16 protein-coding genes are annotated in these 26131 nt (G+C 53.5%); 10 read left to right on the plus strand and 6 right to left on the minus strand.

Features of this window, described 5'->3' with window-relative positions:
• Positions 1–77 precede the first annotated feature (77 nt).
• The 8 genes from FJM65_RS03160 (at position 78) to FJM65_RS03195 (ending at position 10655) form a co-directional block, all read left to right on the plus strand.
• On the plus strand, positions 78–3134 hold the full coding sequence (locus FJM65_RS03160; RefSeq protein ID WP_140619316.1) for a TonB-dependent receptor: 3057 nt from the start codon (positions 78–80) through the stop codon (positions 3132–3134).
• A 369-nt stretch (positions 3135–3503) separates the two neighbouring features.
• Positions 3504–4721 (plus strand): ABC transporter substrate-binding protein, encoded by a 1218-nt coding sequence (locus FJM65_RS03165; RefSeq protein ID WP_140619318.1) that lies wholly within the window; start codon positions 3504–3506, stop codon positions 4719–4721.
• Complete coding sequence (locus FJM65_RS03170; protein WP_140619320.1) at positions 4684–5562, plus strand: ABC transporter permease subunit; 879 nt, start codon at positions 4684–4686, stop codon at positions 5560–5562. The genes FJM65_RS03165 and FJM65_RS03170 overlap by 38 nt, the downstream gene beginning before the upstream one ends.
• A complete protein-coding gene (locus tag FJM65_RS03175) occupies positions 5555–6316 on the plus strand; it encodes an ABC transporter permease (RefSeq protein WP_140619322.1) in 762 nt (253 codons plus the stop codon). The genes FJM65_RS03170 and FJM65_RS03175 overlap by 8 nt, the downstream gene beginning before the upstream one ends.
• Complete coding sequence (locus tag FJM65_RS03180; RefSeq protein ID WP_140619324.1) at positions 6316–7053, plus strand: ABC transporter ATP-binding protein; 738 nt, start codon at positions 6316–6318, stop codon at positions 7051–7053. The genes FJM65_RS03175 and FJM65_RS03180 overlap by 1 nt, the downstream gene beginning before the upstream one ends.
• Positions 7050–7994: a radical SAM protein gene (locus tag FJM65_RS03185; RefSeq protein WP_140619326.1), complete on the plus strand. Its 945-nt coding sequence runs from the start codon at positions 7050–7052 to the stop codon at positions 7992–7994. Before FJM65_RS03180 ends, FJM65_RS03185 begins: the two co-directional genes overlap by 4 nt.
• 370 nt (positions 7995–8364) lie before the next feature.
• Entirely contained in the window at positions 8365–8877 is a 513-nt protein-coding gene (locus FJM65_RS03190; protein ID WP_140619328.1) for a hypothetical protein, read from the plus strand.
• A 125-nt stretch (positions 8878–9002) separates the two neighbouring features.
• Positions 9003–10655: a M28 family peptidase gene (locus FJM65_RS03195; protein WP_140619330.1), complete on the plus strand. Its 1653-nt coding sequence runs from the start codon at positions 9003–9005 to the stop codon at positions 10653–10655.
• Between the two features lie 83 nt (positions 10656–10738).
• On the opposite strand, the gene FJM65_RS03200 is transcribed toward FJM65_RS03195, so the two are convergent.
• The 6 genes from FJM65_RS03200 to FJM65_RS03225 all read right to left on the minus strand — a co-directional run bounded on the left by FJM65_RS03200 (position 10739) and on the right by FJM65_RS03225 (position 23473).
• Positions 10739–11785, minus strand: a complete 1047-nt coding sequence (locus tag FJM65_RS03200) for a SusE domain-containing protein (protein WP_140619332.1) — start codon at positions 11783–11785, stop codon at positions 10739–10741.
• A gap of 56 nt (positions 11786–11841) precedes the next feature.
• Positions 11842–13440 (minus strand): RagB/SusD family nutrient uptake outer membrane protein, encoded by a 1599-nt coding sequence (locus FJM65_RS03205; RefSeq protein WP_140619334.1) that lies wholly within the window; start codon positions 13438–13440, stop codon positions 11842–11844.
• A 21-nt stretch (positions 13441–13461) separates the two neighbouring features.
• On the minus strand, positions 13462–16764 hold the full coding sequence (locus FJM65_RS03210) for a SusC/RagA family TonB-linked outer membrane protein (RefSeq protein WP_140619336.1): 3303 nt from the start codon (positions 16762–16764) through the stop codon (positions 13462–13464).
• A gap of 4 nt (positions 16765–16768) precedes the next feature.
• On the minus strand, positions 16769–17794 hold the full coding sequence (locus FJM65_RS03215; RefSeq protein ID WP_140619337.1) for a FecR family protein: 1026 nt from the start codon (positions 17792–17794) through the stop codon (positions 16769–16771).
• A 178-nt stretch (positions 17795–17972) separates the two neighbouring features.
• Positions 17973–20549, minus strand: coding sequence for a cellulase family glycosylhydrolase (locus FJM65_RS03220; RefSeq protein ID WP_140619339.1), 2577 nt, complete (start codon positions 20547–20549; stop codon positions 17973–17975).
• 107 nt (positions 20550–20656) lie between these two features.
• A complete protein-coding gene (locus tag FJM65_RS03225) occupies positions 20657–23473 on the minus strand; it encodes a DUF4961 domain-containing protein (RefSeq protein ID WP_140619340.1) in 2817 nt (938 codons plus the stop codon).
• 362 nt (positions 23474–23835) lie between these two features.
• Here FJM65_RS03225 and FJM65_RS03230 point away from each other — a divergent pair, with 362 nt between their 5' ends.
• Both FJM65_RS03230 and FJM65_RS03235 read left to right on the plus strand, forming a co-directional pair.
• Complete coding sequence (locus tag FJM65_RS03230) at positions 23836–25689, plus strand: PAS domain-containing sensor histidine kinase (protein WP_140619342.1); 1854 nt, start codon at positions 23836–23838, stop codon at positions 25687–25689.
• Positions 25682–26080 (plus strand): response regulator, encoded by a 399-nt coding sequence (locus tag FJM65_RS03235; protein ID WP_140619344.1) that lies wholly within the window; start codon positions 25682–25684, stop codon positions 26078–26080. The genes FJM65_RS03230 and FJM65_RS03235 overlap by 8 nt, the downstream gene beginning before the upstream one ends.
• Positions 26081–26131 lie beyond the last annotated feature (51 nt).

The following is a 26131-nucleotide window of genomic DNA, read 5'->3' on the forward strand; positions in this document are numbered from 1 at the left end:
GGAGCTCAGGTATACTTTATACCTTGAGTTATACTTCCTTTTTATACTTCATCAGCTAACAACGCTATTCCACGCGCATGCGATTTCTTGTACTCATATGGGGGTGCTTCCTGCCCATTTCCGCTGCCTTTGCACAGGGCGCTGTGGAGGTGACGGTGCTGAACCCGAAGCTGGAGCCGGTGCCACAGGTGCAGCTCACGGTCACGAATGAGGCCATTGGTTACAGCGCCACCCGCACCACCAACAGCAAGGGCATCACCACCTTCAGCGGACTTAACACGGCCGGTACTTACACCATACTTTCTGCAGAGAACGCGCTTTATACTTTTGTCTCTTCTGAGCCGATCACCCTGCGCTCCAACTTTACCCGCACGGTTACGCTGGTGCTGCCCTTTAAGCGGGAGGTAGAGTTGCAGGGCGTAACGGTCTATGCGCCCAGCACCACCCGCATCAATCTATACAATGCCGAGGTTTCTTCAGAGATGCGGATAGCGGAAATTCAGGAGTTGCCGGTGGAGGGGCGGGATGTGTCGCGAATGCTGTACCGGCTGCCCAACGTCACGCAGGCCACGGGCTTTTTCCCGGAGACTCCCAACGTAAGTATTAACGGGGCCAATCCGCTGTTCAACAACTACCTCATCGACGGGCTTGACAACAACGAACAGTTCCTGGGCGGCTCCCGCTTTAACATCCCAGTTGGTTTTGTGCAGAACGTATCGGTGCTGACGAACAACTATTCTGCCGAGTTTGGTAATACGGGCAACGGCATCATCAACATCACTTCCCGATCCGGCAGTAACGAACTGCAGGGCGAGGTTTTCTTTCTCACCCGCCCCGGCTTCCTGGACGCCTCCTCCCCTTACGCCCAGCGCGATTTGTCGGGCAACCAGGTGAAGGATGGTTTCCAGCGCTACCAGACTGGCTTCGGCGTGGGCGGCCCCATCCTCCAGGACAAAACTTTTTATTACCTGAATTATGAACACACCACCGACCTGAAAGACAACATCCTACGCAGTCCAGCTTTGGGCGTGAACGAGACGGTGCGGGGCAAGAACTACTTCAACTACCTCTCTGGTAAAGTTGACCACTACTGGAGCAACCGCTTTCACTCAGCACTTCGGGCGAATGTGGGCATCGTGGGCATCGGCCGGCAGGCAGGCGGTTTAACTGGGGGATTGAACTTCCCTTCGGCAGCCAGCGACCAGGTGCGCAACTCGTTGAACCTGGCCAGCACCAACGTCTATACTTCCGGCAACCTGACGCTGGAGACGAACCTGCAGTACGCCCGCTTCCGCTGGGACTACGCCTCCCCGGAAAATCCTGCCAGTCCGGATGTAACCGTAGCCGGGCCAACCGGCGAAACCGTGGCGGTGCTAGGACACCCGGGCTACGCCTTCGAAAGTGTGCAGCATACCTGGCAGGCGCAGCAGAAAGCCACCTGGAGCAGGGGCAGCCATACCTTTAAAGCAGGTGCCGAAATGCTAAGCACCGATCATGCCCTTTTTGGCGGCGGCAACCCCAACGGCAGCTATACCGTGCAGCTCACGCAGGCGCAGCTGGAAAGTTTGCAGGCGGCGAACCTGGGCTCGAATCTAAGTATAAACGACATTCCTTCGGATGTGCTGGTGACGAACTACGCCGTGGAGTTGCGCCCGACCTCCTTCGGCAAACGGCAGAATATCTATACGTTATACTTTGAGGACCAACTGCAGGCCACTGAGCGCCTCAACCTGAACCTGGGCCTGCGCTACGATTACGACAACCTCTCCAGGGGCGGCAACGACAGAGGCGATTACAACAACCTGGCCCCTCGCTTCAGCTTCAATTACCAGCTCTCGCCCAACAGCACTATCCGCGGCGGATTTGGGTTGTTTTATGATAAGATTCTCTACACCGTGTACAGCGATGCGCTGCAGCAGAACAATAACTCCGAAGCCTTTAAAAAGCAGCTTTCATACTTTGTGGAGCAGGGCATTTTACCATCGGACACTGACCTCGACCGCGTATCTTTTAATGGTAACCTGACCGTGGGCCAGAGCAACAACGCCGGACTGCCCTACGGCTACCTGCAGGGACCACCGGCGGAGAGCTTTGCCGATCAGCGCAACCTGTTCAGCAATGAGCGCCGCATCCTCAACCCCAACGGCTACGACAACCCCTACACGCAGCAGTTCTCGCTGGGCTACCAGCTGCAGATGGCGCCGCAAAAGCTGTTTTACGTGGACCTGGTGTACAACCGCGGCCGCAACCTCTTCCGCACCGTCAACCTGAACGCCCCTGCCGCCTGGGACTACAGCCGCAGCGAGGAAGAGGGCATTGCCCGCAGCAGCGCCTGGGCCGACGAAACGCGCCCGCTGCCGATTTATGGCAACTACGCTGTGATAGACGGTAAGCGCGTGGAAGGCGTGTCCCGCAGCCTGGTGATGACGGAATCAGAAGGAGAAAGCAACTACTACGCCGCCAGCTTTAACCTGCAAAAGGACAAAGCCGAGGATAAGTTTTCCTACCGCCTAATCTATACCTTGTCGTACCTGGAAAACAACACCGAGGACATCAACTTCCGGGCGATGGACGCAAACAACTTTGAGGCCGAGTGGGGTCCCAGCATCAACGACCGCCGCCATGTCATCAACGCTATCTACAACTATCATCCGCTGCAAAACCTGACGCTCACGGTGGCGGCCCTTCTCCAAAGCGGCCAGCCCATCAACCGTATCCCGGATGCTTCAAATTATTCAGTAGTCGATCGTGATGGAAATCCAATTCAGAACAACAACGGCGATCCAATCTTTACAAACGACCTGAACGGCGACGGCGCAGCCTTTGGCGATGCCTACGTGGGTAACTCCGACCGCCAGCCGGGCGAGGCCCGCAACTCCGACCGCCTGCCCTGGTCCAACACCTTTGAAGCGAGTGTGCAATACTTTATCCCCTTCGGATCTGATAGCGAAAACGGCTTGGAAATACGAGCGGATGTATTCAACCTCTTCAACGCCGAGAACCTGAGCGGCTACAGCAACAACGCCACCCAGAGCAACCAGATCCAGGTAGGGCCGGCCAGCAGTGGCGTGGTGGTGCGCCGAAACGCAGCCCCGCCACGGCAGTTCCAATTTGGGGTGAGGTATGTGTTTTAGGAGTTGTAGAGACGCAATACTTTGCGTCTCTATAGTTAGAAAGTTAAAAAGTTAGAAAATTGAAAGTCTTTATACATGGTGCAAGTCTTCAGACTTGTATCCTACTATGATGTGAAGTCTATGACTTCACGGAAGCAAGCGGCTTTCAGACTCACTCGCTCTTTCGGACTTCCTAGTCCGAAAGCCAACTGCAGGGGACTTCTTAGTCCCCGTGCCTGAACAAACGCGGATTAAGAAATCCGCTGCAGAAGTCGTTCCGGATTAAGAAATCCAGAACAGCTGTTGACACGACATGCGCAAGTCACAGGCTTGCCTCATACTAAGCCACTAGTTATGCTTCGCTCAACTTGCGGCAGAATAAATTAAACCATGAAAAACCAAAGCATACTATTCCTACTCCTCACGCTCCTGTTCAGCAGCTGCGGCAACAGCGAAGAGCATGAACAGCTGAACGTGCAGGAAGCCGATTGGCAAAGCATAGAGCAGGCAGCCAAAGGCACTACGGTACAGCTGATGATGTGGCAGGGCGACCCGCTCATCAACAAATACATGCAGAGTTATGTTAAACCGCAGCTGCAAGAGCAGTACGGCATCACGTTAGAAATCAACTCCGGCCAGGGAAAGGACATTGTGGGGCTTGCTCTGGGAGAGAAAGAAACAGGTAAAACCGAGAGCGAGATAGATGTGGCTTGGATCAACGGGGAAACCTTTTACCAGCTGCGCCAGCTCGATGCGCTGTATGGCCCGTTTACTGAACTACTCCCCAGCAACCAGTACGTCAACTGGCAGAACCCTTTCATCGCCCGCGATTTTCAGCAGCCGGTGGAGGGTATGGAAGCGCCCTGGGGCAATGTGCAGCTGGCTTTTATCTACAATTCTGAAATAATTCCTACTCCGCCAGCTTCTTTTGCAGAACTGGAGACCTACATCCAAAACAACCCCGGCACCTTTACCATCCCCAACGAATTTACCGGCATGACTTTGTTAAAATCCTGGCTAATCGCCCAGGCTGGGAAGGAGGAATTGGCCGGCGAGTTTGATGAGACAAAGTATAAAAAGTATAGCCGGCAGCTGTGGCAGAAGCTTAATAAGCTAAAGCCATACTTCTGGAAGGAAGGACAGAATTACCCGGCTACGCTCTCGCAGCTGCACCAGCTCTACGCCAACGGCGAGGTGCGCTTTACTTTCAGCAACAACGATGGCGAGGTAGATAACAAGATCCTGCAGGGCGTTTTCCCGGAAAGCTCCCGCGCCTATGTACCAGCACCAGGCACTATCCAGAACACGCACTACCTGGGCATCATGAAAAACGCGGGAAACCTGCCGGGGGCACTGGTGGTGATCAACTTCCTGCAATCGCCGGAGGCGCAGTACCAGAAAGCCAGCCCCCAGGTATGGGGTGACGGCACCGTGCTGGCTATTAACAAACTACCGGTAGCATGGCAGGAGAAATTCAATAACATACCCGCCCGCCAGCACGCCCCTGACCGCGCTACGATCCAGAAAAGAGCTTTTGAGGAGCTGGCCCCAGAATATATGATCCGATTGTATGACGATTTCAGAACAGAGGTTATCGAACAGAACTAAGGCAGGCGCTGGTGTTTACCTGCGCGCTGTTTTCCTGCTGCTGGCGGTACTACCGGTGGCGGGGGGACTGCTTTATGGCCTGGCGTATAGTTTTGGGGTGACGGGTGCGCTGGCTACGGGCTTTACGCTGCAACACTGGCAAGAGGTGCTAAGCTCAGGCGCTTTGCTGCACGCGCTGGCTTACAGTTTATACATTGCGATAACGGCCATCACCACTGCAACAGCCGCAGCCCTGGTCCTGACTTTATACTTTCAGAAAAGCCTCCGCAGCGGCTCCCTCAGCTACTTTTTATACTTGCCGCTCACCATCCCAGCCATGGTGATGGGTTTCCTGGTATTCCAGCTGCTCACTAAATCAGGGCTGGTATCTAGGGTGGTGTATGGGCTGGGCTGGATCTCTGAATTGCAAGACTTTCCCAGCCTGGTGCACGACTCCTTGGGCTTCGGCATTATACTAGCGCATGTGCTGATGGCGGTGCCTTTTCTGACGCTGCTTTTCCTTGCCATTTACCGCGAGCAAAACCTGGAGCAACTGCAGGAGGTGTCGACCAATCTGGGAGGCAGTAAATCATACTTTATCCGGCACATCGCCATCCCGACCATACTTAAAACCGCTGCGCCAAACCTCTTGCTGTACTTCATTTTTATTCTCGGCTCCTACGAAATCCCGCTGCTCATCGGCAGTCAGCAACACCGGATGGTGTCGGTGCTGGCGGTGCAGAAGTTCCAGCGCTTCAACCTGCTCGACATTCCGCAGGGCTATGCCATCAGCGTAGCCTTTACCTTGTTTGTGTTGCTTTTGCTTTCCATCAGCTTTAAAAAACTGCAGCGCCATGGGTAGAAAAATCCTCACCACCATACTTGCCTCGGCCATACTTTTGACGTTCCTGTTCTTCGGGATGCTGTCGGTGGGACAGGCGTGGTTTTACCCGGGCATTTTGCCGCAGCGCTTTTCGCTGCAAAGCTGGCAGGAGCTGCTGGTGGGGCAGAGCGAGCTGCAGGAGGGGCTTTTACTCTCGCTTGTACTTGGTGTGGGCGTAGCCATACTTTCCACCTTATCAGGCTTTGTCATCAGCAAGGAAATTTCCCGGGCAAAATATAAAAACCGCTGGCTGCTGCTGGCTTACTGGCCTTTCGTGCTCTCGCCGGTGGTGCTGGCCATACTGGTGCAGCGCTTCTTTCTTTTAACCGGGATGAGCGGTGAAGTGATTGGTGTACTGCTGGGCCAACTCATACTTGCCTTTCCGTTTGCCGTAATCTTTTTCCAGAGCTTTTGGAGCCACGAGGTGCTGCAGCTGGAGGAACAGTCGCAAACATTAGGCGCCCCGGCGGCTTATACGTTACAGAACGTGCTGCTGCCGCTGGCAAAGCCCCTGCTGCTCATCTGCTTTTTCCAGACCTTCCTCATCTCCTGGTTTGAGTATGGACTGACGCAGTTCATCGGCTTGGGAAAAGTGAAGACGCTCACTATCCTGGTGTTTAAGTATGTGAACGAGGCGAACATATTCCATGCGGCGCTGGCTTCGCTGCTCATCATGCTGCCCCCTGCCCTTTTGCTGTGGCTGAATAAGAAATTTATTTTTAGAGGAATCTGATGCTGACGATACAAAATTTACACAAAGCTTACCACTCGCAAAACGTGCTCGACCAGGTGTCGCTGGAGCTGCCACAGGGGCAGGTACTGGCGGTGCTTGGGCGCTCAGGCTGTGGCAAAACTACCTTGCTCAAAACTGCGGCTGGCTTGCTTCAGCCAGATGCCGGAAGTATAAAATGGGCCGGCGAAAGTATGGATTTGGTGCCGCCGAGAGAGCGGGAGATGGTATACCTGTTCCAGGAGCCGCTGCTGTTTCCGCACCTCTCTGTATTTGAGAACATAGCCTATGGCTTGCGTGTTAGAAAAGTGAAGGAGGCAGAAGTACAACAAAAGGTAGAACATCTGTTGCAAGAACTGGAGCTACAGGAGCATGCGCAGAAAAAGCCGTCGCAGCTGTCGGGTGGGCAGCGGCAGCGGGTGGCTTTTGGCCGCGCCATCATCTTTCTGCCCCGCGTGCTGCTCTTAGACGAGCCTTTCGCCAGCCTCGACGCCCAGACCCGCGCCACTATGCAAAAGTTATTTCTGCGGCTGGCCAGAAAGTATAACATCACTGCCCTCTTCGTGACGCACGACGTGAAGGAGGCGCTGCTCACCGGTGACCGCTTTGCCTACATGGCAGCTGGCAAAATTAAAATCTATACTTCCAGGGAGGCTTTTATAGAAGACCCGGCAACGGGCGTGCGTGACGAACTGGCCTTCTGGAATTCCATCGATCAAAAGATTACCCCCTTACCATGACCCAAGAATTCAACCATATCGAATCCGTGTACTGGGTGTTCACACAGCTCTGCAACGACGAGTGCGACCACTGCTACAACAACTCCGGCCCGCGCGGTGAGCGCATTTCCGAAGAGGAGTGCATGGCCATCATCGGCAATTTACCGGAAAGTATGGACCGACTCATACTTTCCGGTGGCGAGCCACTGGCCGATAAAAAGCTGCTCTACAAGATTCTGGACCGCCTGCAGGGGCGCTATCAGGGCCGTGTGCAACTCATGCTGCAAACCAACGGCGATTTGCTGAACGGGCAGATACTGGACACGCTGTTGGAAAAAGGGATCACCCGCTTCGACATCGCCAGCATAGATCGCTACCACAAACACGCCGGCGCCCGCCTGATGGAGCTGGCGGAGCTCTTTGCGAGCCGCGGCGTGAACGGCGACGACAAAGACCCGCTGGTGGAGAAAAGCACCTACCTCACCAAACACAAAGCCAGCTGGGGTTACTGGGGCGCTACCATTGATATGTGGCTGGGCGGCAATTGGGCTCGCGGCCGCGCCTATGAAAAAGGCCTCTGGAAAGAAGACCCGGAGCACAACTTCTGCGCTATCCTTTCCGGCGGCAAGGGTTTTTTAACCGGTGCCGAAGACATCCCGCAGGAAATCTCCATCCAGCTCTGGAAGATCAACCCCTGCTGCCCCGGCACCAAGGTACCCCTCGGCGACGCCCGCACCGAAAAAGTAGCCGACGTGCTACAGCGGGTGTCTAAATCAGAGATCTGGCAGAAGATAAACGAGGGCAAACCTTTAGAAATGGGCGAAAGCATCGGCGTGACAGCAGAACTCGCCAAAGAACGCACGGCGCAACTCAAGAACATCTGCCTGTGGTGCGATGAGTTTTTTGAAAAGCATTACCAGGGCGAGGCGGTGGAGCGCAGTTGTGGTGGGTGTAGGAGGTGATAACAGAGGGGCTTTACCGGTTCACACTGCCGCTGCTGGAGACTCCTGCTGTTCCGGACTTCCTAGTCCGGAACTACTGCTGCTGGGGATTTCCTAATCCCCGTTTCTGCAGTACCAGACAAAACCACCCCTGCCCCTCCTTGTCCAAGGAAGTAGTAATCAGCAGGTGTAAACCCACCCCTAGAGGGCTACGCTCGCTAGCTCAAAACTCGCGTTTTGGCTTGTCCTGAGGAGGGGAATTGAGCTGGAACTCCATAAGCTGAAGTTATCTTTTCTCATCCAAGTCTTTGGGTTGGGGCAGGGGCCTCATGTATTCTCCAAAACACAATACCCTGCCTTTGAGTAAGTATAAACTACTAAACAGAAGTTTATGCAAGACAAAGACCATACTTCAGAAGAAGCTGCCACCACCGCCTCACGTGTGGCCGGAGCTATCGGCAAGGGCATAGTGGCCGGCTTAATCGGTACTGCCGTCATGACCATTGCCCAGATGATAGAGATGCAGATGAGCGGCCGCGAATCCAGCGACACGCCGTACAAGGCTGCCAAGAAAGTGTATGGCGTTAAGGCCGAAGACGAAGACGCGAAAGAAAACATCAACAACCTGATCCACTTTGCCTACGGCACCGCCTGGGGCATACCGCGGGCGCTGCTGGCAGAGTTCGGAGTAAGCGGGGCAACTGGCACCTTTGCGCACTTTGGCGCCGTGTGGGGTACTGAGCTAGCTGTGTTGCCGCAGTTGGGGATCATGAAGCCAGTAACTGACTGGAAGCCGAAGGCCATCAGCGAAGATATTGTGTTTCATACTGTCTATGCTGTTGCCACAGGCATGGTGGCCGACGCCCTGGTGCATTGGTCTGAAGAAACGGACATAGCGGAGTAGGCATCGCTGTGATTACTGATAAAGCGGTTTGTACCTGAAGCCCTCTTTTTTAGTATCATCTTACTTTTGAGATAGTATTGGCGGCTGTTTATGCTTTTATTTACAGTATAATCAACTGAACAAGTATGGACCTGAAAAAAATTGCATGGGGGCTCTGCCTGCTGCTGGTCTCCTCCAGCAGCTTTGCCCAATCCGCCGACGTACCAAAGCCGGTAGCCAAAGCCCTGAAAAAAGTAACGCCCTCCGACATTGAGCAGCACATTGCTTACCTGGCCGACGACAAACTGCTAGGCAGAAAGCCCGGTACACCCGGTTATCAAATGGCCGTAGATTACGTGACCGATCAGTTTAAAAAGTTAGCTGTTGCTCCTGCCGGAGAAAACGGTACATTCCTGCAAACAGTCCGCATACGCACCGCCCTCACCAGCCCCGATGCCAAACTGCAACTTCAGGCTGACAGTGGCGCTTCTGAAACCTTGGCTTACGGCAAAGACTTCGTCATCTTCCCGAACCCTGGCCAGCAGCAGGTTGCCATTGAACAGGCCCCGCTGGTGTTTGCCGGCTACGGCATCAGCGCCCCCGACCTGGGCTACGATGATTACGCCAACATCGACGCAAAAGGCAAAGTGGTGGTGATTCTGCGCGGCGTGCCACAGGACTTCTCTTCCACCGTGGCCTCTTACAGCATGGATGTGCAGACAATCTTGAAAAACGCCGCTGCCCATGGTGCCGTGGGGGTACTGGTTGGCTCGCCAAACCCTAATGGCAAACTCCCTACCTTTTCCAGTGGCATGAGCAGTGTAATGGCCGCCGACGGAAGCGTGGCGACCTCCCGAACCTATCATCCTGCCATAAAACTACTGGGCATGGTAGATTACAACACGCTGCAAAAGCTTTTGGCGTCTGCAGGCAGGGACGTGCAAGAGGCAAGCAGCAGCATTAAAGAAGGAAAGACCGCTTCAGCCATATTTCCATTCTCCATCAGTGGCAGCTACAGCAACAGCTACCAGGACATCGAGAGTTACAATGTAGTTGGCAAGATAGAAGGCTCCGACCCGGTGCTGAAAAACGAGTACGTGGTGCACAGTGCCCACCTGGACCACGTGGGAATAGGCAAACCCGTAGATGGCGACTCGATTTACAACGGTGCCCATGATAATGCCTCGGGGGTGGCCAGCCTACTGGAGATTGCGCATGTATACCACAACCTTAAAACAAAGCCGAAGCGCTCTGTACTGATCGTGATGGTAACTGCTGAGGAAATGGGGCTGCTGGGCTCGGCTTACTTTGCCCAACATCCTACCGTGCCTGCCACGCAACTGGTAGCAGACGTAAACACCGACATGCCAACGCTCATAGCTCCTCTGCTGGCGGTAGTGCCTTTGGGGGCGGCACACTCCTCTTTGGCAGAAAAAGTGCAGCAGGCCAGCAGTTATTTAGGCCTGGATGTGGAGGAAGACCCGGAGCCGGAGCAGAACCGCTTCGTGCGCAGCGACCAGTACAGCTTCGTTACCCAAGGCATTCCCGCACTGCACATCAAGTATGGCAACAAAACCCTAGACGGCAAAGACAACCTGGACGAGACCGTAAAAGTATGGCGCGAGAAATTCTACCACAAGCCGCAGGATAACTACAAAGGCGGCACCTTCGACTTTGAGGCTGCTAAAAAGTATGTGCAGCTCAATTTCCTGATCGGCTACCTGGTGGCCCAGGACGAGCAACGGCCAACCTGGAACGAAGGCGACTTCTTCGGGACAAGGTTTGGGAGCAGGGAGTAACAGGTAGAAGTGATGACCGAATAAAATAAAAACAGCCCGGCTGCAAATGCAGCCGGGCTGTTTTTATTCTTGACTAAGAGGATTTACTGCTTTGTGATGGTATAAGTCACTGTTTCGTCCTCATTCTCCAGGTCAAGCACTATTTCATAAGTACCAGCGTCGGAAATCACGATATTGGTACCACCCTGCTCCAGCACGTTATCGCCGTTATCTTCACCGTAATTTACGGCCCAGTCATCGTTAAATCGGAACTTGATCTCGCCAGCGGTAAGGTCTGTGGTTAATTTCCAAACGCCCTCCTCATTGTCATACTTCATGTTCGTATCGGCATCCCAACCTCCTGCAGTTGCGTTGCCAATCAGGCCCCACGAATGTTTCGCAGCTGACCAAGTCATCGCATTCAGATCAACAGTAATCATGTAACTGTCCTTTGCCGGAACAGTAAGGTTTGATCCGTTTACGGCCAAAGTACCAGCAGCGTCTCCGGCACCATAGTTTAGGTCCCAGTTTCTGCCTGCGGTTATTTTAAACTCCAAGGATCCGGCGTCTACAAAGCTAATCACACCTTGGTAGATACCGTTATCTTCCACTGAAATAAGCGCAGGGGCAGTGCCTGGGTTCCAACCCTGGTAGTCGCCAGGAACATATACATAACCCGGCTCCACGTAGGTAGAGTAAGGCGTAACGTTCACGGTGGTAGTGTTAGAGTACATCGGGCTAACCAGATCAGATACCGTAGCTTTAATCCTTATGCTAATGTCATGCGCCTCCTCTGGCGTATACTTTAGCTTTGTAAGAAGCGTGTTCAACTCTTCTACTGTGTATACTTTCTCTGATTCATTCCCGAGCGACACATTGTATGGGTCTACAAAGTTATCTCCGGCAGTATCAATCTGCAGCCAATATTCTACGGCAGCTTTGTAGCCATAGTCCGCCTCACCCCAAGATAAGGTTACAGCTTCTTCTCCAGCTTGCTCTTCGGTTAAGACAATATTGTCTGTTGATGCCGTGAGCACAGGGGCATCACCTGGACGCAGCACAAGCCTCTCCTCATCTTTATCGCAGGAGAACAGTGCCACCGCCAGGAGGCATAGTAATGATATTTTATTCAGCCAAATTTTCATGGTCATAAAAATTGATTGTTGAAGTATAAGTATGGAGCCGCTGGTGCGGCTCCATACCTCTCTTATCTTGTATATCCAGGGTTCTGGTCCAGGTTTGGATTAGCAGTGAGGTCTGTTGCAGGTAGCGGGAACAGAATATGGTACTCCTCTACTCCTCTACCCTCTTTTACTGCGCCTTTCCATGGCCACACATAGCTATCTGAGGTAAACTTGTTAAAGCGGATCAGGTCTGTACGGCGGTGCGCCTCCCAATAGAGTTCTCTGGCACGCTCATCCAGTATAAAGTCTAGGGTAAGCTGGCCTTGAGAAATCTGTCCATCTGCCGGATCAAGGAAAGCTCTTCCGCGCAGATCATTTACCAGTTGCAGGGCCAGCGCCTGATCACCACTTCCGCCACGCTTCACAGCCTCAGCATACATCAGGTATACGTCTGCCAACCGGAACATCGGAAAGTCAGTGTCAGGATGGTCGCCGGCAGCATCTGAGCCTACTTCACCGGTAGAGGTAACGTTTCGCCATTTTTCAATGGCGTAGCCATCTGTAAAGGTGAACAGGTCGTTTATCTCCAGCTCCTGGCCGTTTGTGTAGAAGTTAGCACGGTCATCGGTTGTGCCGCTAATATCCTCAAACTTGTTCACGAAGGTTTTTGTAGTGCGCAAACCAGCCCAACCACCGTTGATGCCGAATTCAGAGGCATTCATGCTGCCGCCTACAGGGGCATGTACCAGATAGGTCATCCCGCCCCAGGTAGTGGTTCTTGTGCCATCAAAAGTGATCGCGAAAATAATCTCGCTTGAGTTGTTATTGTCTGCCAGGAACAGGTTGTCGTAATCCTCCTCTAAGGTATAACCGGCATCAATTACCTTTTTAGCATAGGCCGCAGCCTCGTCATACTTTGCTTCCCCGGTGTATACCTCGGCATTCAGGTACAGCTTTGTCAGCAAGGTCCACGCGGCGGCTTTGTCAGCACGGCCGTACTCATTCTGGCGCGCATCCACTAGCTGACCTTCTATCTTCTGGAGTTCATCTACGATATAGTTGAAAAGATCGGTACGCGTGGTCTGCTCTGGCAGGAAGAAACCTACTTCATCCTCATCTGTAACAAACGGTACATTGCCATACAGGTCCAGGGCATGCCAATAGCTAAGCGCTCTCAGGAAGCGGGCCTCTGCATGGAACTGCCTGGCCGTCTCCAGGTTTGCCCCTGTAATGCCACGGCTATCTAACTTGTCATCCGATGTCTCACGGATAAACTCGTTAGTTAGTGATACCTGATAGAAGATACGGTCATAGAGGGCACGCAGGAACTCGTTGCCTGACGTCCAGTCCATGTCGTGCAGGTCACGCAGGTTACCGTCGTTCCAGCTTATCACAGCCTCGTCGGTGGTCAGCTCCTGAGCCTGCCAGTACTGACGCAGGTAGTTAGAGAAGCCCTCGTCTATCCCCCCAATGTCGGGGCGGCCTGCTGGCCCCTGCTGGCCGGTTACCGCATAACCGGCATACAGCTTGGCCAGGATAGGCTTATAGTTATTAAAATCCTGATACACTTTATCTGACACCACATCATACTTGGGAGTGATGTCAAGGTTTTGCTCACAGGAGGCCGCCGTTACAACTAGCGCGCCGGCCATCAGTATGTTTTTTATGAATCTGGTATTCATATCTTTCTTTCGTTAAGCAAATTACAAGTTCACGTTTAAGCCCAGCGTGAAAATTCTAGGTCTTGGATACAGCGTGTAGTCAATCCCTGAGAACACCTCAGGGTCCAGGCCGTTGTAGTTTGTGATGACAAACAGGTTCTGAGCGTTGGCAGTAACCCTTAGGCCAACTTTATCATTGAACAGCCTATCGAAGGTATACCCCAGCGTCAGGTTATCCATGCGCAGGAAAGAGGCATTTTCAATGTAGTAGTCAGAGAAGTACTGGTAACGCTCGAAATCTGTCTCCAGCACGTTGCGCGACACGTTATTGAGATACCCAGAGAAGGAGTATGACTGTCTGGCACCCAGGTTAGAGTACACGTTGTTGTACACGTAGTTGTTAAAGTTGCCGCGAAGCACAGTGCTCAGGTCCCACTTGCCATAAGAAAGCTGGGTGTTAAAGCCTAAGTTAAAGCTGGCAGCCGGCTTCTTGTACAGGTATTTGTCTTCCGGGCTGATCACACCATCACCATTCAGGTCTGCATACAGGCCTTCAATAGGTTTCCCATCAGCATCATACACCTGCTTGTATACATAGTATGCAAATGGGGCATAGCCTACTCTATACTTTTGGATGGTGTTGCCTGTGCCACCTGTAATGCCACCAATGTCATACCCTGCAAAATCAGGGTTCTCTACCTTACTCAGGTTGGTGATCTCCTGGTTGATGTAGGTACCGTTCAGGCCAATATTCCAGGTAAGCTTCTCATTGTCTATGGCCGTAAAGTTAACAGCTGCCTCAAAACCTTGGGTTTCCATGTTACCTACGTTGGTAAACAGCCTATTAGTAAGGTTAGTACCGGCGGCAACGTTAATTTCAGCCAACAGATCTTTTGTGTCCTTAAAGAAGTAGTCTAAGCTACCGGTTACCCTGTTGTTGGCAAAACCAAAATCCAGGCCTGCGTTATACGTGGTGGTTTCCTCCCACTTAATGCCGGTGTCATACCCCTCAGCTCTGAAGGTAGGGTAGAACGTGTTGCCGAACTGGTACTGGGCAGTGTTATCGCCTCTTGTATAGCGCGCCAGGTACGGGAACTCAGGACCTATATCCTGCTGACCTGTTATACCATAGCCTACACGTAGCTTCAGATCTGAAACCGCGGTTAAGTTTTTCAAAAAAACTTCTTCGCTGATCCTCCAGGCAAACGCAAGCGCCGGGAAAACGCCCCAACGGTTATCTTCTGAGAACCTGGAAGAGCCATCGTAACGCACGGTACCTGTAAAGATGTAGCGATCCAAAAGCGTATAGTTCAGTCTTCCGAAGTATGATTTAAGTCTTACCTGAGAGTAAGCAGGTATAAAATCGGGCTCTTCGCCGAGCGTGTTTCCTTCGGTATCCTGGAAAGCGAAGTCCGGGGCTTCGGAGATAAACTCCTGGAAAGAGTAACCTGCGGTTGCATCCACACGGCTTGAGCCGGTGCCAAACTCTTTCTGGTAGTTGAGGTAGAAGTCGAAAAGGTTATTTTCCTTTTTCTGGGCATAGCGTGATATAGTTTCCACTCCCCAGTTATTTGGAGCATAATCAGCAGCCGTTATAGTAGAGCCATCGCTGTCTGACCGGTCCGTTCCGATGTTGAGGTTGGCCTTCAGTTCTGGCAGGAAGTGAAACTTGTAATCCAGCTGCACATTTCCTAACCACCTGTTTACCTCGCCGCTGTCATCTCGCTGGTACAGCATACTCAGCGGGTTAGCAGGGGCTAAGGTGTTCCAGCCGTCTGCATCTTCCCACTGGAAGTAGCCGCCAAAACTCTCACCGTTGTTGTAGACTGGCTGTGTCGGATCGAAGATAATGGCTGAACCAATGGCGCCTTCGTTTGCAAATACGCTTTTTGTTTTAGCTCCTCTGAAATTAACGTTAGCTGTCAGGTGATCATCTAAAAACGTAGGGCTAAGGTTCACACCAACTGAGCCTCTTTTAAAGTTAGACGTCTTCAGCACACCATCCTGGTTCAGGTAACCTAACGATACACGGTAAGGAAGGAATTTATAAGTACCGCTCAGGCTCAGGTTATTGTCTGTGGTATAGGCGTTTCTGAAAATCAGGTCCTGCCAATCAGTGTTCTCACCGCCTAAAAGTGCCTTTTGTGCATCGGTTCCTTTTTCTGTCACCAAGGCTCTGAACTCATCTCCGTTAAGCACATCGATGGTATTCGGTACCGTAGCGATAGAGTGTTGGGTTGTGAAATTAACCGCGATCTTCTTGCCAGCTTCCCCCTTTTTAGTAGTAATGATGATGACACCGTTAGACGCACGCGAGCCATATATGGCAGTGGCAGAGGCATCTTTTAATACGTTAAAGGAGGCGATATCATCGGGATTGATAAAGCTTAGCGGGTTGGCTGCACCAGAAACGCTCGAGTTCGCCACAGGTACACCGTCTATAACGATCAGCGGGTCATTGCTGGCAAAAAGAGAGGCGCCGCCACGGATTCGGATGGTGCTGCCAGAGCCTGGTGCACCGCCGTTTGAGGTGATCTGCACACCGGCAACTTTACCTTGAATGAGTTGTTCTGGCGTAGTGACCTGGCCTTTCACAAACTCCTCCTCAGATACAGCCGTTACTGAACCCGTGATGTCGCTCTTGCGCTGGGTGCCGTAGCCCACCACCACTACTTCCTGCAGTGCCTCTGCATCCTGCCCGAGCGTTACGTTCAGGGTGCGCTGGTTCCCTACCTGCACCTGCTGCGTCGTATAGCCGATGTAGGAGAACACCAGTACGGCACCCTGCTCTGGCACCGAAAGGCTGAAGTTACCGCTGGCATCGGTAGAGGTTCCGCGGGTTGTTCCCTGCAGCACCACTGTTACGCCCGGAAGTCCTGTGCCTGTCTCGTCTGTTACCTTGCCTGTGACGGTTACGTTTGTTTGGCTTTTGGCACTTTTGCGCTCGCGCACCGGAGAAGAAGCAGGAGCCGCAGCGGGCGCCGCTTTCTGGATGATGTACACGGCATCCACTTTTTTGTAGGTAAGGCCGGCAGGCTCCAGCACCGCGCGCAGCACCACGTCAGCGTTTTTCTCGCCGGCCAGAGAGCTAGGCACCTTTAGCTGCAGGTTCTCAGCCACATCCGCTTTATAAGAGAACTGGATGCCGAACCGCTGCTGCAGGTCGTTTAAAGCCTCCGCCAGCGTTTTGTTGGCGTGCGCCTGGTTCGTGGCGCGGGTACCGGTTGCCAGTTCCAGCTGCACGTCCGAAGCATAGAGATGCTGGGAAATGCCCGGCAGGCTTAGGCAACACAACGCAGTAGACAGGCCCAGGGCCTTCACTCTACGGGTATATTTGTTTCGCATAAGACTAATTTGTATTTGTTATGAGTATTGTTTGATTATTTTCCAGTTTGTTCACCCGTACCCCAAGCGTTTCGGAAACGACAGCCAGGATATTCTCAGGTCCCTCATCCTGCAGGTTCGCCGTTAGCCGCAGCTCTGCCAGTTCCGGCTCCGCCAGCTTTACCTCAAAGCCATACAAGTGCTCCAGCATGGCTGCAATATCCTGCAGCGATGTATTGTCGAAAATTACTTTGTTGTCTTTCCAGGAAGTATAAATCGCGGTGTTCACTTTCTTATGGGCCAGTAGGCCGATATTTCCAGAAATTTCCGCCATCTCGCCTGGCACCAGGTTCAGGCGCTTTATGTTGCCTTGCTTCTCGTAGTTCAGGCGCACAACCCCCGAGGCCAGCACCACCTGGCTGCGGTTCTCTCTGTTCATCACGTTAAACTCTGTGCCCAGCACCTCTATGGCCGCCCCATCCAGGGTTTCAACTATAAATCTTTGGCTGTTGGCCGTATGCGTTACGGAGAAGTATGCCTCGCCCGACAACCTTACCTTGCGGGGCGTAATCCCAAACCACCCATCGGAGTAAACAGCAGACGAATTGGCATTCAGGACAACTTTGGAGTCGTCCGGTAGCTGCACCGTCAGTTTTTCGCCATACCCCGTCCTGAACCGCGCCTGTTGGGGCCAGGAAAGCATGAGCACCATACCGCTCACCAACAACAGAACGGTAGAGGCAGCAACCAGCCAGCTGTTACGCTGCCACCAGCCAGGGTGGCTGCCATAGGCTGGCTCACCCGCTGCCCCTTTTATTTCTGCCTGCAACTCATCCCACACCTCATCCAACACCCCTAACTGCCGGGCTTCTTCTCCCGCCTTGAGCATCAGCACCAAGTCCTGCGCCTGCCGAAACGCCTCCTGCTTTTCAGGATTTTGAGCCAGCCAGTTTTCCCAGTATAGGGTGCTCTTGGCTGTAGGGGACTGCACCCACTGTACAAATTGCTCATCAGCTGCAAGATCTGTGGCACTGGCTAGCCGGCTGTTCATCTATTCGTTCTATATTATAATTCTTTTGCAACAATGGGAGCATGCAGCCCTTTTACACTATTAGCCTGAGAGCGTTTAAAATATCCCCCCTTTTTGTTTAAAAATTTTTAAATAAAGTATAAGCAACAGGTAAACAGATGTTTAAATTAAAAAACAAGAAGGTTATTACTTACTCACCTTATTTCTCAAGCCAAACTCCCTGTATTTCAAAACCATACTTCTTCCCCTTGGCTTCAGCGCCCTCTCCAACTGTCAGCTGCATCTGCTCTACCTCGCTTACCTGTAAAGGCCCTTGGCTGGATGGGGTAAAGCGGAGCGGGTGGAAGCCCGGGTATGGCCTGGGCAACAGCAGGAAAGAAGATGGCTGCAGGCTTTGCAACGGCACTTCTATCTGCTTCATCTCAGAATTTAGCGTAACGGTGGCGGTATAGGCAGCGGCATCTGCCGTAATTAACGTAATATTGGCTTTGACTGGCCCTGGGGTAGTGGCGCGGGCCTTCACAACCAGTTTCCTAAACGCCTGCAGCTCCGTTGCTCTGTTATCCAGCTTATCCCCCACATAGTACTGAAAGCCCATCACTCCTTCCGCAGGCAACCGCTCTACCGCCAGGCGCAGCACAAGCTCACCTGATCTAGTGCCTGCCGTATACTGCCGCTCATTGCTTCTCCAGAGGTTCGGGAACGCAACAACTTCCTGATCCGTGGTTGGGTTGAAGAGGCTGAGCCTGGTGCCGGAGGAGGCGACGAAAGTTTCCCAGGTGTCGCTGGCGGTGTAATCCCAGGCCCAGGGGTTGCCTGGGTGCCCTCCGGGGAACGTGGTGAACTGCCCCTCCCCTTGCTGCACCATAATTCTATACTTTACAAGCCCGGGCGTCATCAGGTCTGCGGGCAGTTCTGCCTCAAAAGTATAAGGCCTCACCTGCTGCATCTCCACGGTTTTCCAAACTCCAGACAGGTTATTGGCGGCCACTGTCACCTTGGCGGCGCTGTCTGCGCCTACTATCCTGGCCACAATTTTCAGTGGCTTGCCGGCCGTGGCGGTAGTGCCTGGCTGGTGCAGCAGGTCCACTGTACTTATGTTCTGCTTTGGCGCCACAAACTCGCGCAGGCCAATGGCTCCTAAAGCATCTGCTTTGATCTTTTCTCCCGTTTTGCCGGCGCGGGTAACCAGGTAAGTGCCGGGCTGTATAAGGAAGCGGCCTTCTGCGGCCTGTGCAGTATACTTGTTGCCCTCGTTTATACCCTGTATGCTGAACTTTTCGCCCAGGTCGGCTAAGGCAAGCTGCATGGGGTGCTGCTGCCACACAATGCGCGTGACCACCTTTTGGGGCGAGGCTTTGGCAAACGGATCGCGCACATGGATGGCATCCGGCATCACCTCCAGCCGCCACACGCCCTTGCCTACCTTATCCAGAAAGTAGGCGCCGGTGCCGCTGTACTGCACAACGGCAGAGCTTCCTACGCCCGCTATTTGAGTTAGCTTAGCGATTTGCGTTGGCTTGGTGGCCGTGGAGTTGGAGTAGTAGAACTTCTCCGGGCTGTTCATCTCGCTCAGCCCCGATGTATAGCTCACCCGAAACACATCGAATACAGTATCGGCAGGGAAAGTGCCGTAGCGCTTGCCCCGCGGCAACGCATGAAAGGCTTCTGAGGCGATCATCAAACTTACTGCCTTGGAGGGCGTGTAAGCCAGGTTGAGGTAGTGCGTCTGGTATTCGGTATTGCCGTAGGCGGTAGCCATCGGGTCGTAGGCAAACTGTGTGGCCCACTGAAATCCTGCCCCCCGAAAGCTTCTCGCCATAGCCGGGTACATGTTCGACTGCAGCACATCGCCGGCATCAAACTCATACACCATCCGCGCTTTGCCGGCAAACTCCGGAATCGTGTCGAACGGGATGTGATACGTGTCTACGTGCGGCAGGTAGTTGCCCTGCAGCGTGCGGTTGGCCACCAGCCCCGTTGGGTACCACTGAAAGCTGACGCCCTGGATGTTGGCTTTGGCTACGGCGTCGGCATAGGTTGGCGACTCGCTGATGTTGTAGAAGATGGGCTTGGTCCAGCCGGTGCCCCGAACAGCGGCCACCATGCGGTTTACAAACTCCGTGGCCCGGGCCTTGGGTCCGCTGTGCTTCGGCTCGTTGTTGATCTCGGCGGCAATAATAGCCGGGTCGTTCTGGTAAGTAAGCTTGGTATAAGGGTTTACGTGCTGAAAGAACTGCTGCAGGTAACGCTCCTGCGCCAGAAAAGCTTTCTCCTCCGTTACGGCCTGCTGCTTGTTATAGATGCTGGAGAAGCCTGCTGTCTTCACGTCCGGCTCCGGATAGCCCGAACCCCAGTAGGCAATAGGCGTCAGCATGATTTTGATGTTGCGCTCTTTGAGTTTGGCGACCAGGTAATCGAACAGGCGCAGGTGCTCATTCTCTAGCAGATTACCGACCGAATCCGATATCTCCGTGTCCCACACGTGCACCCGAAACGCATCAATCCCCATCCGGGCGAAGTGGTACACGTCCTGGTCTATCGCTTTTTCCAGGTCTGCCTGCAGGGCCTGGTGCGAGCGGTAGCCATAGGCAAACGGGATAGTATAGTTCACGCCAAAAAAGGCCGCTTCCTTATTGTTCTTCTGCCAGCGCAGCACGCCCTGTTTATCTACATACACGCCCTCTTTGCCCTGGGCATGCGTGAGCGTACTGGCAAGGAAGAAACAAACTGCCAACGGTAAAAGCTTTTTGAATAGCTGTAAAGTATGAATCATAGGTTCTCAGAAAAGGGGATTTACCATAAAAGCCAAAGCGGCCTGCACCTATGGTATAATAGGCGCAGGCCGCATGGTTTATCCCTCTTTTATACTGAAATCTATACTTACTCCGCTGCCTTCACGAGTTTTTGCACCGTGCGGCTGCCTCCGGTAGTCACCTGCAGAAAGTATAAGCCATTGGCCTCGTGCTGCAGCTTTAAAGGCTGCTGCAATACCTGTTGCGTTTTGGTAACATCCTGGCGGTACACCACCCGGCCGGTAGCGTCCTGCACCTGCAACTGCACCGGCCCCCGGTAGTTATTATCCAGCTGTACCACCACTGCGCCAGCATTCGGGTTTGGATAGGCCATCAGGCCTGCCCCGGCAGTGAGTTCGTCTTCCGCAGCAAGTACAACCTTAGACCACGGTAACAGCTCAGGCGCAGGCGTCGCCAGTTTTTGCGTGGTAAACAGCCTGAACTCCCCGGGCTGCAGCATGATCGGGCGCTGCGGGTCTGTTACCAGCAGCTCCTGCCCCGTGAAATACTCGTACCAGTTGCCGGCCTGCGGGAAGTTAGCGGCTACTTCCTGATCCCGGATGTCAAAGTTCCCGATCAGGAACACGTCCATGTCCTCCCCGTCCAGCGTCAGGCGCTTCACCAGGTCTTCGAAGTCGAGGGTGAACTGGCTTGTGCCAAAGGCCGGCTGCGTGGTTTTCAGCTTGATCAGCGCGGCGTATACCTGGTAGAGTTTCGTCCGGTCCGCGTTGTTCTGGTACTCCCAGTGCAGCGGCTTGTTGCCGGTGCGACCGTTCTTCTCGATAGACTCATCATACCCAAGCTCCCCAAACTGCCAGATCATCTTTGGCCCGGGAACGGCTAGCGCAAAGGCTGCTGCCAGCTTGGCGCGGTTCAGGGCGGTGGCCTGGTTTCGGGTGCTGTAGCTGCCTGTCGTCTGCCCGTTTAGCTTCACGTCATACAGAAAGCGCTCTTCGTCGTGGCTTTCGATAAAGCCGATGGCATGGGGCTGTTGCCAGACTTTGTTTTGGTAAGAGATCCACTGCGGATTGGCGTTCTGCCCTTTGCCCAGGTTGCGGAAGTCATAGTTGGCATTGGCCCAGAACAGCATGCCATAATCAGCCAGCTCTTTTTCCTCGCTGTTATCGGCAAAATGCTCCAGAATTACATACGCCGACTCGTCCACAGCGCGGATCTCGTCGTAGATGCGTTTCCAGGTGGCAACGCGGCTGGCGTCGTAAGCGCTCCAGGCCCCTACGTCATCGCCCGAGTTTTGCTGCGTAAAGCCCTTCGACAGGTCGAAGCGGAAACCATCCACGTTGTACTCGTCCAGCCAATACGCAGTCACCCGCTTCACAAAGGCCTTGGTGGCCAGGCTCTCATGGTTAAAATCAAAAAACACGCTGAACGGGTGCGTTGCCTGCTGGTTAAAGTATGGATTGTCGGCTGCAGGCCGGTCGCCGTCCCAGTATAGCTTTACATACGGGAACTCATAGTCGGCCTGGTTCAGCACCACATCCAGTATAATGGCAATACCGGCCTCGTGTGCCGCATCAATAAAGGCTTTCAAGTCCTCCTCTGTGCCGTAGGCTTTGTCCGGTGCAAAGTAAAAGGTAGGGTTGTAGCCCCACGACTCGTTGCCGGTAAACTCCATGATGGGCATCAGCTCGATGGCGTTTATACCCAGGCGCTTGAAGTAGCTCAAAGTATCGGTCAGGGTTTTGTAGTTGCGGGTAGCCACAAAATCGCGCACCAGTAGTTCGTAAATCACCAGTTGGTCCACCTCCGGGCGCTCGAAATCCGTTACCTCCCACGCATACGCCGCCTGGTCCGTTTGCAAAACCGACACGATGCCGGAGGCTCCCGCAGGGTATGGCTTTAAGCCGGGGTAGTTCGCATCCGTCAGGTACTTGTCGTTATCGGGGTCCAGTATTTTTTCTGTGTAAGGGTCTGCCACCGCTATGTCGCCGTCTACCAGGTACTGGTAGGCAATCTCCTGCCCTGCCGGCAAGTCAGCCAGCCGAAGCCAATAGCGTTCGCCATCGGGGGTGCGGTGCATCAGGTAGTTTTCAGAAGGCTGCCAGTTGTTAAACTCGCCGATCACATACACAAAGCTCTTGGCAGGGGCATACAGCACCAGCACCGCCTCATCGGCATCCACGTAATTGATGCCGTCCTGCATGCCGGCGGGCAGCGCCTCCACCAGCGGCTCTGGCTCCACCCTATAGGCAAAGGCGTCGGTCACGGTTTCGTTGGCTGTGGTTGCCTCCACCACTACTTCGTGGCGCACGCCACGCGCTGCGCCGGTGTTTAAAGTATAAGCTAGCTCCTGCGCCTTCTCCACAAGCGCCAGCTCCTTGCCGTCCTGCAACAGGCGCAGCGTAGCTGCCTCAGAGGAAGCCGCCACGACCTGCAGGCTGCTGTTGGCCTCCACAAAAAAGAACTCCCGGGTGGGCTGCTGAAACCCGACTGTAAAGGCATCTTCATAGACATCTATAACGATGTCTTCTGTCTGGGCCGATCCGCTGCCGTTTTTCAGCAGTAAGCCCAGCTTTACGATAGGCTTGTCGGCGGGTACGCCAAAGTAGGTGCGCGGCACAAGCGTAATCTGCCATTTATCATCGCCGAGCGGCGTCATTTTGCCGGGCTCGAAAGGGGCGTTCCAGTTTGTCTGCCCGGCCGGCTGGTACTCAAAGGCACCGCCGGCCTCGGTTGTGCCTGCCCCCGACCAGAGGTATACGTCGCTTGTCTTGCCCAGCAGCCCCTTGGCGCGGCTGTCGGTGGCCTTCTTCAGGTCAAAGGTGATGGTTACCGGCTCATCAGCGGTCGGGAAAGCCGGTTCTGTGGAGACAACCTGCCCCTGGGCCCGCCACGATAGAAGCAGCAGGAAAAGCACAAGCGTGCTGCATACTGTAAAGATTCTCATAAGCAAGCCATTATACTTTTATAAGCAAAAAAGAAGAAACAACCCATATCTGGGGGACACAGCATCTATGCAAAAAAAGCATGGATTAATAGCAAGTTATACAACATTGGCACAAGTAAAAACTTTGTTTAAACACTGGGCAAACGCCGCCTATATACCGGCAGCTAGATCTTTCGGCGCAAAAAACTATTTATACTTATCTATCAATAAGTTAACCCTCCCAACAAAAATCCAGGAATTGGATTATATAATTATTATGTATATTGCCTGCCTCGGAGAGTTCAATCTGATTATAGGTTACAGCCTTTAATTTTTGAAGCGATATTTCCGGCCACCTAACTGAAAAATTTAGAAAAATCACTTTGCAACCAGAGGTCCTACAAGGCTCCACCCAAAGCCGCTCTCAGGATTTTTATAGCGCCATCCTGGCCAACAGCCCGCACCATACGCTTGTACTGGGCCCGGAGCGGCTATTTACCTTTATAAGTGATGCTTTAGCCACGGCGCTGGGTTACAGGCCCGAGGAGCTGCTGGGAACTTCGCTCATCGACTTGCTGCACCCCCAGGACTTTTCCGCCGCCCAGGAAGCGCTTGATGCCCTGTTGATCACTGATCAGCTTAGCTTTCCCCCTTTCCGGTTAATGGCCAAGAACGGAGCGTTTGTATGGTTCGAGGGCGCTGCGAAAAACATGCTGCAACACGCGCAAATCGCAGGTATACTGTTGCACATACAACAGGTGCCGGGTGCAGGCGTGTCAGCCCAATATGTGCATCAGGCATACTATGAGTCGCTTTTCTTCGAGCATCCTGATGCTGTGTTTACGCTGGACCTGCAGGGGTGCTTCCAGAAGGTGAACAGGCACATGGAAACCCTGACAGGCTATCCCGACGATCAGCTACTCGGGGCCAGCTATTCCCTGCTGCTACACCCGGAAGGCTACGAAGATGCCGAAAAAGCCATGCAGAACGTATGGGCTGGCCAGTCATACTCCCTGGAGGCAAGCATCCTGACCAGGCAAGGCAAGCGCAAAGAGATCAGCATCGCAGTGATCCCGGTCTTTTTTAAAGGAGTGCTGCTTGGCGCCGAAGGCATAGCCCGCGACATTACCGAGGAAAAAAAGCGGCAGCGTGAGGTGGAGCAGCTTTCGCTGATGGCCAGCAAAACGGTGAACGGGGTGGTGATTATGGATGCGAAAGGGCGCATAGAATGGGTGAATGACGGCTTTTGCCGCCTAACCGGGTATAACCGCACCGAAGTGGTGGGCCATGTGCCCAGCCATCTGCTGCAGGGTGCCGGCACCGACCCTGCCGTACGGAGCAGAATCTTCCAAAAGTATGAGGAGAAGAAGCCGTTTTCGGAGGAGGTGCTGAACTACCGCAAAACCGGCGAGCAGCTTTGGCTCTGCATAGATGTAATGCCTATTTTTGACCAGGACGGGGAACTGATAAACTATGTGGCCATCCAAACCGATGTAACGGAGAAAAAGGAGGCCGAGAAGAAACTGCTGAAGCTGGCAGATGACCTCTACAAGCACAACCTGGACCTGCAGCAGTTCACTTACATGATCTCGCACAACCTGCGGGCGCCGCTGGCCAATGCGCTGGGCCTGAGCCAGCTCATGCAAAGGCTCTCGAAGGAGAGCGACAGCTTCGATACCGCCGTGGTCAAACTCCATGACTCTGTGCACCAGCTCGACGAGGTGGTGCGGGACATAAACCAGATCCTGTCGCTGCGCGATTCAGGCCGTGTTGCCTCCCGCCAAAAGGTATGCCTGCTGCAAGTATGCCACGAGGTGCTGGACCACCTGCAACAGGAAATAACACACACCAACGCAAAGGTAACGGTTCAGATCAGCCCCGATGTCTGCCTGATCTCCATACACGCCTACCTGTACAGCATCCTGTACAACCTCTTGTCTAACAGTTTAAAGTATAGGTCGCAGGAGCGGGCACTGGAGCTGACGATTGCCGCCGAGCGGGATGCGCGCGGCTATGTGCTTACCGTTAGCGACAACGGCTCCGGCATGGAAAAGCACCTGGTGCAGCACCACTTGTTTCAGCTGTACAAGCGTTTCCACCCCAACACATACGGCAAGGGCATCGGACTTTTCCTGGTAAAAACGCAGGTGCAGGCCCTGAGCGGAAAGATAGAAGTGGAAAGTGCCCCTGAAGCGGGTACAACATTTAAGATATATTTAGGAGCAAAGCATGTTTAAGAAAGTATACATTGTAGACGACGACGAGGTAAGCATCTTTCTGGCAGAGGCTATTATGGAGGCGGAGTGTTTTGCGGCGGAGTGCAAAGGCTACCTGGATGCCCAGAAAGCACTGAACGACTTGCTGGAGAGCGCCCATAACGGCAACCCGGACGCGCTTCCGGAAATCATTTTCCTTGACCTGAACATGCCTTTCCTGAGCGGGTGGGACTTTCTGGAGGCGCTCGTTCCTGTGGAGCGTGATCTGAAAGACCGCTGCCGAATTTACATACTTACATCTTCGGTGGATGAGCAGGAGCGCCGCCGCGCCGCCAACACCGCTCTGGTAGCCGGCTTTCTGCAAAAACCCCTGGAAGACGAGCTGCTGCTACAACTCAAACAATGTTCCTGACAAACAGCGAACATACTTACAATACCTGACTGCCAGCCACACAAACTTAGT

Source organism: Pontibacter mangrovi (genome assembly GCF_006385705.1).
Lineage (GTDB): Bacteria > Bacteroidota > Bacteroidia > Cytophagales > Hymenobacteraceae > Pontibacter > Pontibacter mangrovi.